The following is a 15,926-nucleotide window of genomic DNA, read 5'->3' as shown; positions in this document are numbered from 1 at the left end:
GCCTGCCATGAACGGCCAGACGCAGCGCGGGGGCTTCCTGGAGGGGCCCTCGCTGATCCTCGCCGGCGTGGTGCTGGCGTTGACCAACTTCATGGTGGTGCTCGACACCACCATCGCCAATGTCTCGGTGCCGCACATCGCCGGCAGCCTGGGCATCTCGGCGAGCCAGGGTACTTGGATCATCACCTCCTACGCCGTCGCCGAGGCGATCTGCGTGCCGCTCACCGGCTGGCTCGCGGGCCGGTTCGGGGTGGTGCGGGTGTTCATCCTCGGCGTGATCGGCTTCGGCATCTTCTCGGTGCTGTGCGGCATGTCGACCACGCTCGGCATGCTCGTCGCCTGCCGGATCGGCCAGGGGCTATGCGGCGGCCCGCTGATGCCGCTGACCCAGACGCTGCTGCTGCGCATCTTCAAGCCCGAACAGCACGCCCAGGCGATGGGGCTCTGGGCGATGACCACCGTCGTCGCGCCGATTCTCGGGCCGATCGCCGGCGGCACGATCAGCGACAACTGGTCCTGGCACTGGATCTTCTTCATCAACATCCCCGTCGCCGCGCTGTGCGCGTTCGGGGCGATGCGGCTGCTCACCAAGGCCGAGACGCCGACGCAGAAGCTGTCGGTGGACAAGGGCGGCCTTGCACTGCTGGTACTGTGGATCGCGGCGCTGCAGATCATGCTCGACCTCGGCCGCGAGCATGACTGGTTCAACGATGCGACGATCGTGTGGCTGGGCGTGATCGCCGCGATCGGCTTCCTCGTCTTCCTCGCCTGGGAGATCACCGCGAAGGACCCGATCGTCGATCTGCGCGTGTTCCGCCACCGGGGCTTCACCGTATCGGTGCTATCGCTGAGCTTCGCCTTTGCGACCTTCTTCGCCTCGGCGGTGATCATCCCGCAATGGCTCCAGTCGAGCCAGGGCTACACCGCCACCTATGCGGGCTATGCCACCGCCTTCTCCGGCGTGGCGGCGGTGTTCATGTCACCGGTGGTCGCCAAGCTGTCGAACAAGGTCGATCCGCGGCTGCTGGTGTCGTTCGGCATCCTCTGGCTGGGCGTTTCGGCGCTGCTCCGCGTCTACTGGAACAGCCAGGCGGGGTTCTGGACCTTCGCCTTCCCGCAATTCCTCCAGGGCTTCGGCATGCCCTTCTTCTTCATCCCGCTGACCACGCTCGCGCTGGGATCGGTGCTGCCGGAGGAGACCGCATCGGCGGCAGGCGTGATGAGCTTCCTGCGGACCATGGCGGGCGCGATCGGTACCTCGATCTCGACCAGCATCTGGGACGACAGTTCGCGCATCGCGCGCAGCGAGATCGTCTCGCGGCTCAACACAGATCCGACGATGAACGCGCTGATGGCGCAGGGATTCTCGATCGGCCAGGTCCGCGCCGCGGTGGAGCGGATCGTCAATCAGGAGAGCCTGACGCTGGCGACCACCCATGTGTTCCTGCTCTCGGCGATCATCTTCGTGTTCGCCGCCGGGATTATCTGGCTGACCCCGCGCCCGCGCGGCAAGGTGGATACCAGCGCCGCGCACTGATTTTCCCGAATTCGTAAAAGCAGATAGCCCGTTCCAGCGATGGAGCGGGCTATGTGTCGTATATGCGACAGAAACGTTGCGACATACGTCATTCGCGCATTGACACCGTGCATCCCGGGGATAGCATCCTGATAGCAAGAAAGAAAAATCTCAGGGGTCGGATGTCCGAATCGGTGCTTTGATCAAGAACAGGGCGATCAAATGACCGACTATCGATTTTCAGGCGGCACTTTGGCGCTGCCCGTGCAGAAGACATCGCGGAGCGGGTCATGGCTTGGCGGCCCCAATAGCTTTTCTCCTATCGAATAATTAGCGCTGCACTCCACCAGGACCCTAGGCGATCCGGGTATATCGGTGGTGTGCCCGAGTCACTTGTTTGGGTCGACAGAGGCGGAGGCTTCCCTGTCTACCCATTATCCGGTCCGGCTGTTTGCACGGACCCGGTTCGAGCCTGTTTCGATGTGATGTCGCCGCGCTCCCGTTCGGGAGCATGGCACGAGACCGTGCGGCTGCGCCCCAGGGCGCGGTGGCACCTGCGTATCCAGTGTCGGCACGACCACCCCGTTCGCGAAGCCGCGCTCTCGGGAAGGGGCGGTCATGTCCCGGGCGGAGCCGCACCAACGGACGAGAAAGAAGAACAGACCGCAATCTGAGGAACGAACGACAACCATCAGCTTTCGGGGGGCACGATCGAATGCAATTTCGCGAAACGGCATCGTTCACGGTTATGGCCATCACCTTGGCGCTCGCCGCCACGCCCGCCTTTGCGCAAGACAGCGCGGCACCGGCCGCACAGGGCGACGACATTATCGTCACCGGCACCCGCGTCACCGGCCTGCGCGCCGCCGACAGCCCCGCGCCGATCCAGCTTCTCTCCGCCGCCGATCTCTCCCGCACCGGCCAGCCGGACCTGATCCAGGCGCTCGCCCAGAATCTGCCGAGCGTGCAGGCCCAGGCGTTCGGCAGCGATCTCCAGGCGCACAACCTGCAGATGAAGCTGCGCGGGCTCAGCCCCAACCACACGCTGATCCTGCTCAACGGCAAGCGGCGCCACGGCACCGCCAACGTCTCGGTCGCCGGCGGCCCTTATGGCGGCAGCGCCGCGCCGGACGTGAGCTTCATCGTGCCGCTGTCGATCGACCATATCGAAGTGCTGCAGGACGGTGCCGCCGCGCAATATGGCACCGATGCGATCGCCGGCGTGATCAACATCATCCAGAAGAAGGCCGATCATGGCGGCATGATCACCGCTACCGGCGGCCGCTATTATGACGAGGGCGGCAAGACCTATGCGATCGCCGGCAACATCGGCTTCGCGCCGATCGAAAATGCGTTCGTCAACCTCACCGTTGAGAAGAAGAAAAAGGGTTTCAGCTTCCGCGGCGACATCAACCCGCAGGTGTTTGGTGACAATTCCGTCGCCCAGCGCTACCTCTCGCTCTACCCGGCGATCCGGACGCTGCCCCATTATCCCTATACCAACCGCATCCTGGGGGATCCGGAGGTCAACCAGACCTCGGTGATGGCCAATGCCGGCTATGATTTCGGCGGCATAGAGCTCTATGCCTTTGGCAGCTACGGCCACAAATATGCCCGGGCCTACGAGAATGTCCGCACGCCCGACGTGATCGTCAGCGCCGCGGGCGTTCCCTTCTATCCCGCAGGGTTCCAGCCGCTCGAGGCCATCCGCGAAACCGACTATGCCGTCACCGGCGGCGTCCGCGGCGCGCTGGGTGCCGGCACCTTCGACATCGCCTCCACCTATGGCGACGATTTCGTCGCGGTCCATGTCCAGGATTCGGGCAATGCCCAGCTCTACCGTGCGACCGGCTTCACGCCGACCGAGTTTCACAATGGCGACTTCAAGGCGAGCCAGTGGACCAACACGCTGGACATCACCTATCCGATCGAACTCGGCCTGGCCCAGCCTGCCACGCTCGCCGGCGGACTGGAGTGGCGACGCGATACCTATGCCATCGTCTCGGGTGATCCGGCGTCCTATTATGGCGGCGGCGCCCAGTCCTTCTTCGGCTACAGCCCGAACGATGCCGGCAATCACAACCGCACCAATTTCTCGCAATATCTCGATTTCAGCGTCCGTCCGGTCAGCGCCTGGCTGGTCGACGGCGCGGTGCGCCACGAACATTACAGCGACTTTGGCGACACCACCGTCTTCAAGCTGACCAGCCGCTACGACATTTCCAGCGCCATCGCGATCCGCGGCACCGTCTCCACCGGCTTCCGCGCACCGACGCTGGCCGAGGGCTTCTATTCGGGTATCAACGTCGCGCCCAGCGGCATTTCCGGCGTGCTGCCCGCCAACTCGGCCGCCGGCGCAGCGCTCGGCTTCGGCGGCCTGAAACCGGAAAAGTCGACCAACTTCAGCGCCGGTTTCGTCTTCCACCCCGCCCCGCGGCTCAGCGTGACGATCGACGGCTATTGGATCGACATTCGCGATCGCATCCTGATCTCCAGCTCGTTCTACGGGTTCCGCGGCCAGTTCTGTCCGCAAGGCTATGCCGGCTCCAATGCCAGCCGCTGCGTCGCCTATAATGCCGACAACTATCTGACCTATAACCAGCAATCGGTGTACAACGCCGTCGCCACGGCGCTGGGCGGCGAGATCCCCAGCTATGTCCTGCTCGACGTCAACGGCGAGCGGAATATCGACGGTTCGGTCTCGGTGCAGACCTTCGTCAACGGTGCCAAGGTGCGCACGCGCGGTATCGACTTCACCGCCAATTACGCGTCGGACTTCGGTTCCTTGGGGACCGTCGACTGGTCGCTGACCGCCAACTACAACGAGAACCAGGTGCGCAGCATCGCGGGCCTGCCCGCCCCGCTCTACGTCAACCGTGCCGATCCCAGCCGTTCCGCACTGATCGACCGCTACAGCATCGTCCAGCTGGAAAACAGCACGCCCAAGTTCCGCGCCACGCTCGGCGCCTTCTGGTCGCGCGGGATCGTGAGCCTGAACCTGCGCGAAAGCTATTATTCCAAGGTCTACGCACTCGAATCGACGCCCGGCAACGGCCCGTTGCGCGGGGCCGACACCATCGTTCCAGTCAACGCCGCTTTCATCACCGATGCCGAACTGAGCGTCCGCGTGCTGCCGCCGGTGACGCTCGCGATCGGCGCCAACAACCTGTTCAACCACTATCCGACCGAGCGCTCCTTCGAGCACATCCGCAATCCGCAACTGCTCGCCGGCTCGCGCACCTATTCGAGCAACCTCTACCCCACCATTTCGCCCTACGGGATCAACGGCGGCTATTATTATGGCCGGATCAGCCTGAAATTCTGACGTTTTGCCGGCCGGGGGCATCGCCCTCGGCCGGTCGTGTCGCGTGCAAGAACATAAACCGGGAGTGATGTCCTTTGCTTACCTCATCCATGGACTGGCTGATCCCTTTGGCAGGCCTGCTGGTCGCCGGGCTCGCTGCCGGTTTCGCCGGCGGCGTGTTCGGCATTGGCGGCGGCTTCGTCGTCGTCCCCGCCCTGCTGCTGATGCTGCCCCTGCTCGGTGGCGAGCATAGCCAATACGCCCATGTCGCCATCGGCACCTCTGCCGCCACGATCATCATCACCTCGATCCGATCGGTGCTGAGCCACCACAAGCGCGGCGCGGTCGATTTCGAGATCCTCAAGACCTGGGCACCCTGGGTGGTGCTGGGCGACGGCATCGGCGTGCTGCTCGCCAGCCATGTCGACGGCCGGGTGCTCACCATGGTCTTCGCCACCGGCGTGCTGCTGATGTCGGTCAACTTCCTGGTGCCTAGGCTCGGCAACCGGGTGATCAGCGATCAGATGCCGGGCGGCGTCACCCGCGTCGCCATTGCCGGGGGGCTGGGGACCTTCTCCTCGCTGCTCGGCATCGGCGGCGGCACCATCGCGATCATGGTGATGACGCTGTGCGGCCGATCGATCCACCGCGCGGTCGCCACCGCGAGCGGCATCGGCACGCTGATTGCGATCCCCAGCGCGATCGGCTTCGCGATCATCGGACTGCGCGAGCCGGGGCTGCCCTGGGGCTCGCTCGGCTTCGTCAACCTGCCCGCGACGGTCGCCATCGCCTCGATGTCGATGCTCACTGCCCCGCTCGGGGTCGCAGCTGCCCATGCCTTACAACCGGCCATGCTGAAACGGGTATTCGGCATTTACCTCATCGTCATCGCGCTGGTGATGTTCCACAATGCGCTGAAGTTCTGACGCGCGTCTCGATCGAAAACAGGGAGACCCACGACATGACCATCCTCGAAACGCTCAAGAAGCCCGAAATCACCGAGGACCTGCGGGGGCGCGGCTATTCGCGCCGCGACATGGGGCGGATCGCCGCGCTGCTCGGCGGCACCGTCGCGCTCGGCCGCGCCGCGCCTGCCCTGGCCCAGCAATCGGCCAGGGCGGTGATCGGTGCGGTGCGCATCGGCTCCAACGAATGCTGGACCGGCCCGCTGCCCGCCGGCGCCGCGGCGGCGATGAAGATCGTCACCGAAGGCAATCGCTACGAGCCCAATGGCGAGCACGACCAGCTCTTCGCCGCGGTCTCGGCGGTGGAAGGCCTGCCCGCCACCCATATCAAGGCCTGGCCCGGCTCCAGCGACCCGCTCAACCGCGCCGCCGTCACCTTCGCCTCGCCGACGCGCGGCATCGTCACCGCCGATCCCACCTATGAACAGATCTGGCGCACCGGCGCCTGGATCGGCGCCAAGGTGACCAAGGCCCCGCTCGGCCCCCAGTACCAGCACGACGTCAAGGCGATGCTCGCGGCCGATCCGAACGCCGGGCTCTATTATGTCTGCTCGCCCAACAACCCCACCGGCACGCTGACGCCGATCGCCGACATCGTTTGGCTGGCGGAGAACAAGCCCAAGGACGCGGTGCTGATCGTCGACGAGGCCTATATCCACTTCGCCGACGCCCCCAATGCCGCCAAGCTGGTCGCTGCCCGCGACGACGTGCTGGTGATGCGCACCTTCTCCAAGCTGTTCGGCATGGCCGGCATGCGGCTGGGCCTCACCTTCGCGGCGCCGTCGCTGCACGAGAAGATGATGCGCTATGACGGCATGCAGGTGACCAACATGCTGCCGATGACGGCGGTGGCGTGCGGCACCGCATCGATCCCGCTCGCCGCCGAGATCAAGGCGCGACGCGACGAGATGATCGCGGTGCGCGAAAAGACCATCGCCCATCTCCAGAGCCGCGGGCTCAAGGTGCTGCCGGGCAGCCATGCCAACATGTTCATGGTCGAGTGGAAGGGCAAGGCGCCGAAGGAGGTGATGGCGGCGCTGCTTGCCCAGAACGTCCAGATCGGCCGCTCCTGGACCGCCTATCCGACGATGTCGCGGGTCACCGTTGGCTCGGCGGCGGACATGGAGAAGTTCCGGATCGCCGTCGACAAGGTGCTGATGGCCTGAGGTTTGCGGTGCCTGGCCCGCGTCGCCCCTTCCGGGGCGGCGCGGGTCTGTTTTGCTCAGCCCTGCGGGGCGATCGGCAGCATCGCCTCGAACCGGGCACCGCCCTCGCCTGCCAGCAGCGTCAGGTCGCCGCCATGCGCGAGCAGGATCTGCCGGGCGAGCGCCAGCCCCACCCCGCTGCCCTGCGGCTTGGTGGTGAAGAACGGGCGGAAGATCGCCCCGCGGTCCGCCTCGGCGACGCCGGGGCCATTGTCCCGGACCTGCCAATAGGCGGCGCGCTCGTCGCGCCACAGCAACAGACCCACCTTCCCGCCAGCGTCGTCGCCCACAGCCTCGGCTGCGTTCTGGAGCAGCGCCCAGAGCGCCGCGGTCAGCTGGTCGGCATCGCCGTGCAGGCGCACCGGTGCGGCTGCCTCGAACGCCAGCGGCAGGGCCGGCCAACGCGTGTGGAACAGCCGCGCCAGATCCTCCGCCCCCTCGCGCAGGTCGAGCGGCGCGAAGCGCGGCGCCGGCAGCCGCGCCAGCGAGCGATAGGCCTCGCCGAACCGCTGCAGCCCCTCGGCCCGGCGCGCGACGGTGCCGACGGCATCGCGGAGCGCGGAAATCGACGGGGCGGGCTCGTCCAGCATGTCCGCCGCGGTGCGGCTGAGCGAGGCGATCGGGGTGAGCGCGTTGACGATCTCGTGACTCAGCACCTGCACGAGGTCGCGCAGCATCGCCGCCTCGGCGGCCTTCAGCTCGGCATCGATGTCGACCAGCGCGGCAAGCCGGCTCCGCGCCCCGCCAAGCGCGAAGTCGCTGGTGGTGAGCGCATAGCTGCGCCCGCCGATCGCCACCGTCGCCGCCCGGCCCGAGGCATCGCCGATCGCCTCGACCAGCAGCGCCGGGGGTTCGGCGACGAGGTCCGCCGCGCCGAACAGCCGCCGGGCCGCCCGGTTGATCGCATGCAGCCGCCCTTCGCCGTCGAGCGTGACGATCGGGGCCGGGGAGAGATCGAGTAGTGCGGTCAGCCGGCGCTCGCGATGCGAGGGGTCTGGCGCAGGCATCGGCGCTGCCACCGGTACGAGCTTGGGCCGCTGTGCCTCGACGATCCCGGTCACCACGCCCCACAGCGCCGCCAGCGCCGACACCAGCGCGCTGGCATAGAGCCCCGCGCTCCACGCCACGGCGAACGCCCCGCCCGCCAGCAGCAGCAGCATGCCGCGGAGCAGCGCGGACCAGCCTCTAGAGCCCATATTTCGCCATCCGCCGATAGAGCGCCGCGCGCGTCAGCCCCAGTTCCGCCGCCGCGCGGCTGACATTGAACGCGTGCCGCTTGAGCGCCGCCGATATTAGCGCCGCCTCGCTCCGCCCCAGATTGAGGTCCGCCTTAATCGCGCGCGGCTCCAGCGTGTCCTCGGGCAGGCTAAGTCCCAGTGTGGGGACATCGATCGCCTCGCCGCCGCCGAGCAGCACTGCGCGCTCGATCGCCTGGCGGAGTCCGTGCACGCCGTCGGGCCAGGCATCGGCCGCGATCGCCCGTGCCGCCTCCTCGGTCAGCGGGCGCAGCGGCTGGGCATAGCGCCCGGCGTACAACGCGCAGAAATGCCGCGCGAGCAGCAGCGCATCCTCCCCGCGATCCGAGAGCGCCGGCAAATCGATTTCCACCGTGTTGAGCCGGAAGCGAAGGTCGTCGCTCAGCGCCGCGCGGGTGCCCGCCCGATCGCGCCGGCTGGTCGACAGCACCCGCAGCCCGCCCAGCCGTCGCGCCAGCTCGGGCTGCAGCGTTGACGCCAGTTGGTCCACCGCCTCGATCAGCAGCGTCCCGCCCTCGGCCGCCGCAACGCGCGCCTCGATCATCGCCAGATCCGCCACCGCCGCGCCCAGCGTGACCAGCGGCCGCTCGGCGCGCGGCGAAGTGCGGTGGAGCAGTTGCGCTGCCAGCGTCTTGCCGCTCCCCGCCGGGCCGGTGAGCAGCACCGCCGCATCGGTCGGCCCCACCCGCGCGATCAGCCGGCGGGCCGCCTCGATCGCAGGCGCTTCGCCGAGCAGCAGCAGCGCCTCCTCGCCGCTCGGCGCCGGGGCGGCCGCCAGCTTCGCCCGGCGCAGCGCCACCGCGCGTTCGACGGTGGCGAGCAGCCGCTCGTTGCTCCATGGCTTGATCACGAAGTCGCTTGCCCCGCCACGCATCGCCTGCACCGCCACCGCGATGCCGCTATGACCGGTGACTACGACCACCACCGCATTGCGATCGGCCGCGATCAGCCGGTCGAGCATGCGGAACCCCTCCTCCCCGGAGGTGCGTCCACGCGCGAAGTTGAGATCGAGCAGGATCGCGTCGACCGGGCCCTCGGCCAGTCGCACCCAGGCGGCATCGGGATCGAGCGCACCGAGCACCCGCATGCCGTTCCGTTCGAGCAGCAACGTCGCCGCGCGGACGATATCGGGATCGTCGTCGATCACCAGGATGGCCGGCGATTCGGATGGCACAGGCTTGACCGCTCCGGTTCAGTGTTCGGAATCGGACACTAGCTTGAACACTGTTCGCTCCAAGCGCCAGTCCATTCTACATTATCAATTTATGTCAGTGCTTTAGGTCATCAGGCTGGCGTACCGTACATTGTCCGCCATGGACGTTACGCCTCTTCACACCAATGGCGCCGCGATGGACCGGCGGATCGAGCGCCCGCACGCGCGCCGCCGCAAGCTGGCGGTACGCATCAGCCTCGGCTTGGCGGTCCTTGCGGCGGCGGCCGCGCTCTGGTGGTTCCTGCCGAGCTCGGGCAGCCTCGCGGTCGACGCCGCGACGATCCGCATCGCCCCGGTCACCCGCGCCGCCTTTGCCGACTATGTCCCGCTGCGCGCGCAAGTCGCCCCGCTCCAGACCGTCTACGTCACCGCGATCAGCGGCGGACAGGTCGAGGCGCTGATCGCCAGCGACGGCCAGTCGGTGGCCGCCGGCGCCCCGCTCGCCCGCCTCGCCAACCCGACGCTGGCGCTCGACGTCGCCAGCCGCTCGGCCAACATCGCCGGGCAGCTTAGTTCGATCAGCGGCCAGCGCCTGTCGATCCAGCAGAGCCGCGAGCAGACCGAGCGCGACATCACCTCGGCGCGCAACGAACTCGCCAAGGCCGAGGCGCTGCTCCGCCAGAAGCAGATCCTGTTCGACAAGCAGATCGTCACCGCCGCCGCCGTCACCCCCTTGCGGGACGAGGTGGCGTATCAGCGTTCGCGTCTGACCGCCCTCACCCGCAGCGCCGCCGAGGCGGACAAGATGCTCGCCGACCAGTCCAGCGGGGTCGACGCCACCGCCGACGAACTGCGCGAGAGCCTCGCCATGACCCGCGCCGGCCTCGCCGCGCTCGTCGTGCGCGCGCCGGTCGCCGGGCGGCTGACCGCTTTCACGCTCCAGCCGGGCCAGATGATCAAACCCGGCGATGCCGTCGGCCAGGTCGATTCCGAACGCGCCTGGAAACTGACGGCGGACGTCGATCAATTCTATCTTGGCCGCGTCCGTACAGGTCTCAGCGCCGTCGCCGATCTGGACGGGCGCAGCCTGCCGCTCACCGTGATCAAGGTCCTTCCCCAAGTCACCGAAGGGCGATTTCGGGTCGAGCTCGGCTTCAAGGGCGCCGCGCCCGCCGGGCTGAACCGCGGCCAGACGCTCGACGTGCGGCTCGTCCTCGGCGCCGATCGCCCCGCCGTGGTCGCCCCGTCGGGCGGCTGGCTCGACGCGGGCGGCACCACCGCCTTCGTGCTGACCAGCGACAGCCATGCCGTGCGCCGGGCGATCACCACCGGCCGCCGCAACCCCGATCAGGTCGAAGTGACCAGCGGCCTCGCCCCCGGCGACCGCATCGTCACCACGCCGCTCGGCACCTACGTCCCCTACCAGACCCTGCTCATCCACTAGGAGCCCGCCATGATCCAGCTCAACGCCATCCACCGCGCCTATCGCTCCGACGAAGTCGAGACGACCGCGCTCGCCGAGATCGACCTGACCGTAGCGGCCGGCGAGTTCCTCGCGATCATGGGCCCTTCGGGCTGCGGCAAGTCGACGCTGCTCAACATCCTCGGCACGATCGACCGCCCGACCAGCGGCGCCTATCTGTTCGAGGGCGAGGACATCGCGCATGTACCCGAGGCGCAGCTGGCCAAGCTCCGCCGCGACCGGCTGGGCTTCGTGTTCCAGAGCTTCAACCTGATCGACGAGCTGACCATCGCCGAGAATGTCGCGCTGGCGCTGGCCTATCGCGCGATGCCCGCGCGGCAGAAGCGCGAGCGGGTGGATGCCGCGATGGACCGGGTCGGCATCGCGCACCGCCGCAACCACCATCCGCACCAGCTCTCGGGCGGCCAGCAGCAGCGTGCCGCGATCGCCCGCGCGATCGTCGGCGAACCGAAGCTGATCCTGGCGGACGAGCCGACCGGCAACCTCGATACCGAGAATGGCGCACAGGTGATGGACATCCTCACCCGGCTGAACGCGGACGGCGCGACGATCGTGATGGTCACCCACTCGCCCGCCCATGCCGATATCGCCAAGCGCACCGTGCACATGCTCGACGGGCGGATCCTGTCCGCCGTGCGGCGGGCGGCGTGAAGCTGGATCGTGCGCTGACGGTGCTGGTGCTGCTGCTCCTCGCCGTCGCCCTGCTCCGCCATCTCTCCGCCACCCGAGAACCGGGAGTGACGCCATGACCTCTGCGCTGACCAGCTTCTACCGATCGCTCACCCGCCACAAATTGTTTGCCGCGCTCAACATCGGCGGTCTGGCGCTCGGCATCGCGGTGTTCCTGGTGCTGAGCCTGTTCGTGCGGTTCGAGACCGGGTTCGACCGGTGGATCCCGGGGGCGGACCAGCTCTACATCATCCAGGAACATTATCACATGCCGGGCTACCCGGAGACGCCGAACCCCAACACCATGGGCAACGAGCTGCTCCAGCTGCGCGCGGACTATCCGCAGCTGCAAGGCACGCGGATCGCCGCGATGGATGCGACAGTGCGGCAGGGAACGGTGAACACCCGCGAGGCGCTGGCCGCGGTCGACCCGAACTTCTTCCAAATGCTGCGCCTGCCGGTCGTCGCGGGCGACCCGACCCGTACCCTGGCCGATCCCGACGGCATCGTGGTCACCCAGCGCGCCGCGACCAGCTATTTCGGCCAGCTGTCGCCGATCGGCCGGACGCTCACCGTCGTCGCCAATGGCACGCCCTACACCTACCGGGTGGGCGCGGTGATCGCCGACATGCGCAAGGACATGAGCTACACGTCGGAACTATTCGTGCCGCTGGTCGCATCCCGCTTCGCCACCGAATGGTTCGATCATTGGGGCAGCACCTCGCTGGTTACCTTGCTGCGCTTCCCCGACCGCGCGGCGGCCCACCGGTTCGAGGGCGAATTGGCGCGCTTCGCGGAGCGCCGCGTGTTCGGCGACAACCTCAAAAAGGGCCAATGGGAGCAGAGCCTGCGCCCGCTGGTCGACAACCACCTCTATGCGGCGTCCGATCGCGCCGTCGTCACCACGCTGGGCGCGGTGGGCGTGCTGACGCTGCTGATCGCGATCGTGAACTACATCAACCTCGCCACCGCGCGCGCCGGCCTCCGTGCGCGCGAGGTGGCGGTGCGCAAGGTGCTCGGCGGCACCCGCCGGGCCTTGACCCGCCAGTTCCTGACCGAAGCGATGCTGACCGTCATCCTCTCCGCGGTGATCGGGCTCGCCCTGGCCGAGATCGCACTGCCGCTGATCAACACGCTGGGCGGCATGGCGCTGCGGATCGATTATTGGGGCGCGAACAGCGTGTTGCTGCTGCTCGTGCCGCTGGTGTTGGCCGTCGGGGCCGTCGCGGGCCTGTACCCGGCGGCGGTGCTGGCCGGCTTCCGCCCGGCCGCGGTGCTCGCCGCCGCGCGTGCGCCTGGCGGGGGCCGTGTCGGCGCCCGGGTCCGCGCCGGCCTGGTCGTCGTCCAGTTCTCGATCGCGATCGCCTTCGCGATCGGCACCACCGTGATGCTCGCGCAGGCGTCGCATGTCCGCGACGCCGATCTCGGCTTCCGCCGCGAGGGTCTCTACGTCGTGCGCTCGCTCAACAGCGGATCGGTGCTGCCCGAGCAGAAGACCGCGCTGATGCGCGCCTTTGCGGCACTGCCGGGCGTCAGCGACGTCACCATGGCGCAGAACGCACCGGGCGACCAGAGCCTCACCAATTTCTCGACGATGTACCAGCCGGGCATGCAGGGCATCCGCGCGCCTTCGCTGATGGATGTGCGCGTCGGCGATCATTACTTCGATACGTTCGGCGCGCGGCTGGTCGCCGGGCGTCTGTTCAATCGCTCGCGCCCGGCCGATGATCGCGCGCTCCGCGCCAAGGGCAGCACCACGCCCTTCAACGTGGTGATCAATCGCATGGCGGTCGGCCTGCTTGGTTTCGCCAGTCCACAAGCGGCGATCGGCAAGCCGATCGAAGGCGATGCCTCGATGACGATCATCGGGGTGGTCGACGATCTGCGCTTCCTCGGTCCCCGCCAGGCGATCAGCGGGACCTTCTATCGCCTCGACACCCGGCCATTGAACGACGCCTTCATCACGCTGCGCTATAGCGGCGATCCGCAGAAGATGGCCGACGCCGTCGAAGCCGCGTGGAAGCGCATCGTCCCGACCGAGCCCTTCGAGGGCCGCACGATCGAGGAAAATCTCTACAAGGCCTATTACGAGCAGGACACGCGCCGCGGTCGCCTGTTCACCATGGGGGCGGTGCTGGCGATCGCGATCGGCTGCATCGGCCTCTACGGCCTCGCCGCCTTCGACACGACGCGGCGCATCAAGGAAATCGGCATCCGCAAGGCGCTCGGCGCCTCCACCCGCGACGTGCTCCAGCTGCTGATCACCAAGTTCCTGCGGCCGGTGCTGCTCGCTAACCTGATCGCCTGGCCACTGGCCTGGGTAGCGATGCAGCGCTGGCTCTCGACCTTCGACGACCGGATCGCGCTCACGCCCTGGTATTTCCTGGCTGCCTCAGCGCTGGCGGTGGCGATCGCGGTGCTGACCGTGCTCGGCCAGTCGTGGCGCGTCGCGCGTGCCGAGCCGGCTCGCGCGCTGCGCTACGAATAGCGCGGCGCACGGCGCCGGATCGGGGAGGGATCCTGGCCCGCGCATCATCGAGGCCGATGCCGTAGCCGCCGCCATGCTCGACGACGCTGCGCGCCGCCTCACAGCTGTCGTGCCGCGTCCAGTCGCGCCACGAGTACCCGATCGCCGAGGCCGATCGCCGGTCCTGCTCGCCGCGCGACCGTGGGCCGGACGATCCTCCGGGCTCCGGCCATTTCGGCTTCTGACAGGGGCGAGCGGCGGGCGTTGCTTGGGCAGGATTTCGGGCGGGCATCGTCGCATGACCGACCTAACGGCGACGTGCGGGACCATGCCACGCTGGGGCCTATGACGGCGAATGGAACTGCAAGGGCCGGCTCGATACGCGCACCGACGCCGCTCGGTGCTGTCATCGCGGCGACCATGCGCTGTCATCAAACCGTATCCACGGCTTTCTACCAGAAGGCCCCATGGGAGCGAAAAAGGGCGCGTTCGAAACTGTGCTGGGGACGGGCTGGGCCAGACTGCGCGGCCAGGTCGCCCGCATGACGCGGCGCGAGGATGCCGAGGACCTTCTCCACGAAGCCTGGGTAGGGATCGCCGAGCGGCAGGTCGATGCCGCCAATTCCGCGGCACTGCTCGCGCGCAGCGCCGCCAATCGCGGGATCGACGCCTATCGGCGCGAGCGTCGCTTCGCCGCGACGACGGGTGCAGACACGATGCGTGTCGCTGAGACGATCGTGGACCTTCACCCCCTGCAGGACGAGATGCTGATCGCGCGCCATCGCCTCGAACGGCTGCGGCTGGGCGTTGCCCAGCTCAGCCCGCGCACCCGCGAGATTTTCTTGATGCACCGGCTCGACGGCCGTAAATATCGGGAGATTGCGCAGGATCTCGGGATCAGCCAGAGCGCGGTCGAGAAACACATCGCCAAGGCGATGGGGCATCTTACCGACTGGATGGAGCATTGGTGACGTGATCTTCCGCAGCGAGCCGGAACATGCCAACCGGCAGGCGGGAGAGTGGCTGGCACGATTGCACGCCGATGACCGGGCAAGCGAGGACGAGACGGCGTTCCGCGCCTGGCTCGATGCCGATCCGTCGCACCAGAACGCGTTCGAGCGCGCCGCGATGGTCTGGGATGCGGTACCCGGCCTGTCCGCAACCGATTTCGCGCCTCCCCCGCCCGCCCGCGTTTCGCGCCGGGCGATGCTGGCCGGCGGCGGCGCCGTCATGCTCGCCGGCGGGCTGACCCTCGGTTGGCGGCAGGCTTATGCCGGCGTCTACCGCACCGATGTCGGCGAACAGCGCCGGCTCGTGCTGGAAGACGGCAGCCGGGTGATGCTCGATACCGACACCCGCATCCGCTTCTTCGTGCGGAACGCGGTGCGTACCCTCGCGCTTGGAGCGGGGCGTATCGACCTCGACATCGCCGCCGACCCGCGCCCGTTCGTGATCGACATGGGCGCGCGGCGGGCGACGGCGCGGGCCGGTCGGCTCGATCTGCGCCGCGAAGGCGACGCCGTGGCGATAACCGCGATCCAGGGCAGCGCGCGCGTGGAGACCGCGGGGGCGTCGGTGGCGCTTGCCCCGGGCAATCGCATCGCGATGGCGGTCGGCCAGCCGGATAGGATCGACCAGCCCGAACTCGATGACCTGATCGCCTGGCAGAGCGGCCGGCTCGCCTTTCGCGACGAAACCCTTGCGCATGCCGCGGCGGAGATGAACCGCTATTCCACCCACGCGCTGGTGGTCGCCGACCCGCGTGCCGCCGCGCTGCGGCTGAGCGGCGTCTACCGTGTCGGCGATTCCGAAGCCTTTGCCCGCTCGCTGGCGCTGCTGCTGCCGGTCCGCGTCGCCAGCGACGGGCAGACGATCCGCATTTCCTCCACCGACCGCTGATTTTTTCGC

General features: G+C 68.0%; 11 protein-coding genes. 9 read left to right on the top strand and 2 right to left on the bottom strand.

From position 1 onward, the window contains the following. Nucleotides 1-7 precede the first annotated feature (7 nt). The 4 genes from GGR89_RS18010 to GGR89_RS17995 all read left to right on the top strand — a co-directional run bounded on the left by GGR89_RS18010 (nt 8) and on the right by GGR89_RS17995 (nt 6,951). Complete coding sequence (locus GGR89_RS18010) at nt 8-1,537, top strand: DHA2 family efflux MFS transporter permease subunit (RefSeq protein ID WP_125974851.1); 1,530 nt, start codon at nt 8-10, stop codon at nt 1,535-1,537. 727 nt (nt 1,538-2,264) lie between these two features. Further along, nucleotides 2,265-4,841: a TonB-dependent receptor plug domain-containing protein gene (locus GGR89_RS18005; RefSeq protein WP_241213462.1), complete on the top strand. Its 2,577-nt coding sequence runs from the start codon at nt 2,265-2,267 to the stop codon at nt 4,839-4,841. Between the two features lie 89 nt (nt 4,842-4,930). Further along, nucleotides 4,931-5,746, top strand: coding sequence for a sulfite exporter TauE/SafE family protein (locus tag GGR89_RS18000; RefSeq protein WP_125974855.1), 816 nt, complete (start codon nt 4,931-4,933; stop codon nt 5,744-5,746). 35 nt (nt 5,747-5,781) lie between these two features. Continuing rightward, complete coding sequence (locus GGR89_RS17995) at nt 5,782-6,951, top strand: pyridoxal phosphate-dependent aminotransferase (RefSeq protein ID WP_125974857.1); 1,170 nt, start codon at nt 5,782-5,784, stop codon at nt 6,949-6,951. A gap of 56 nt (nt 6,952-7,007) precedes the next feature. Here GGR89_RS17995 and GGR89_RS17990 read toward each other — a convergent pair whose 3' ends face one another. Both GGR89_RS17990 and GGR89_RS17985 read right to left on the bottom strand, forming a co-directional pair. Then, nucleotides 7,008-8,186: a sensor histidine kinase gene (locus tag GGR89_RS17990; protein WP_125974859.1), complete on the bottom strand. Its 1,179-nt coding sequence runs from the start codon at nt 8,184-8,186 to the stop codon at nt 7,008-7,010. Beyond that, the gene (locus tag GGR89_RS17985; RefSeq protein WP_125974861.1) at nt 8,176-9,420 is read right to left on the bottom strand and encodes a sigma-54-dependent transcriptional regulator; all 1,245 of its coding nucleotides are present in this window, start codon (nt 9,418-9,420) and stop codon (nt 8,176-8,178) included. The genes GGR89_RS17990 and GGR89_RS17985 overlap by 11 nt, the downstream gene beginning before the upstream one ends. A 139-nt stretch (nt 9,421-9,559) precedes the next feature. Between GGR89_RS17985 and GGR89_RS17980 the strand changes: the two genes are divergently transcribed. The 5 genes from GGR89_RS17980 (at nt 9,560) to GGR89_RS17955 (ending at nt 15,917) form a co-directional block, all read left to right on the top strand. Continuing rightward, nucleotides 9,560-10,843, top strand: a complete 1,284-nt coding sequence (locus GGR89_RS17980) for an efflux RND transporter periplasmic adaptor subunit (RefSeq protein ID WP_241217895.1) — start codon at nt 9,560-9,562, stop codon at nt 10,841-10,843. Between the two features lie 9 nt (nt 10,844-10,852). After that, entirely contained in the window at nt 10,853-11,533 is a 681-nt protein-coding gene (locus GGR89_RS17975; protein WP_125974863.1) for an ABC transporter ATP-binding protein, read from the top strand. 94 nt (nt 11,534-11,627) lie between these two features. Beyond that, nucleotides 11,628-14,039 (top strand): ABC transporter permease, encoded by a 2,412-nt coding sequence (locus GGR89_RS17970; protein ID WP_125974865.1) that lies wholly within the window; start codon nt 11,628-11,630, stop codon nt 14,037-14,039. Between the two features lie 446 nt (nt 14,040-14,485). Beyond that, on the top strand, nt 14,486-14,989 hold the full coding sequence (locus GGR89_RS17960; RefSeq protein ID WP_125974867.1) for an RNA polymerase sigma factor: 504 nt from the start codon (nt 14,486-14,488) through the stop codon (nt 14,987-14,989). Nucleotide 14,990: 1 nt separating this feature from the next. Beyond that, nucleotides 14,991-15,917 (top strand): FecR family protein, encoded by a 927-nt coding sequence (locus tag GGR89_RS17955; protein WP_125974869.1) that lies wholly within the window; start codon nt 14,991-14,993, stop codon nt 15,915-15,917. Nucleotides 15,918-15,926: the final 9 nt, after the last annotated feature.

The organism is Sphingomonas trueperi, from assembly GCF_011927635.1.
GTDB lineage: Bacteria > Pseudomonadota > Alphaproteobacteria > Sphingomonadales > Sphingomonadaceae > Sphingomonas > Sphingomonas trueperi.
Note: the sequence above shows the minus strand (reverse complement) of the source record. Positions and strands in the feature narration are given on the sequence as shown.

Coding starts and splice junctions, on each gene's coding strand:
- GGR89_RS17990 (WP_125974859.1), bottom strand. CDS start 8,186: ATGGGCTCTAGAGGCTGGTCCGCGCTGCTCCGCGGCATGCTGCTGCTG.
- GGR89_RS18000 (WP_125974855.1), top strand. CDS start 4,931: ATGGACTGGCTGATCCCTTTGGCAGGCCTGCTGGTCGCCGGGCTCGCT.
- GGR89_RS18005 (WP_241213462.1), top strand. CDS start 2,265: ATGGCCATCACCTTGGCGCTCGCCGCCACGCCCGCCTTTGCGCAAGAC.
- GGR89_RS17970 (WP_125974865.1), top strand. CDS start 11,628: ATGACCTCTGCGCTGACCAGCTTCTACCGATCGCTCACCCGCCACAAA.
- GGR89_RS18010 (WP_125974851.1), top strand. CDS start 8: ATGAACGGCCAGACGCAGCGCGGGGGCTTCCTGGAGGGGCCCTCGCTG.
- GGR89_RS17980 (WP_241217895.1), top strand. CDS start 9,560: ATGGACGTTACGCCTCTTCACACCAATGGCGCCGCGATGGACCGGCGG.
- GGR89_RS17995 (WP_125974857.1), top strand. CDS start 5,782: ATGACCATCCTCGAAACGCTCAAGAAGCCCGAAATCACCGAGGACCTG.
- GGR89_RS17975 (WP_125974863.1), top strand. CDS start 10,853: ATGATCCAGCTCAACGCCATCCACCGCGCCTATCGCTCCGACGAAGTC.
- GGR89_RS17960 (WP_125974867.1), top strand. CDS start 14,486: ATGGGAGCGAAAAAGGGCGCGTTCGAAACTGTGCTGGGGACGGGCTGG.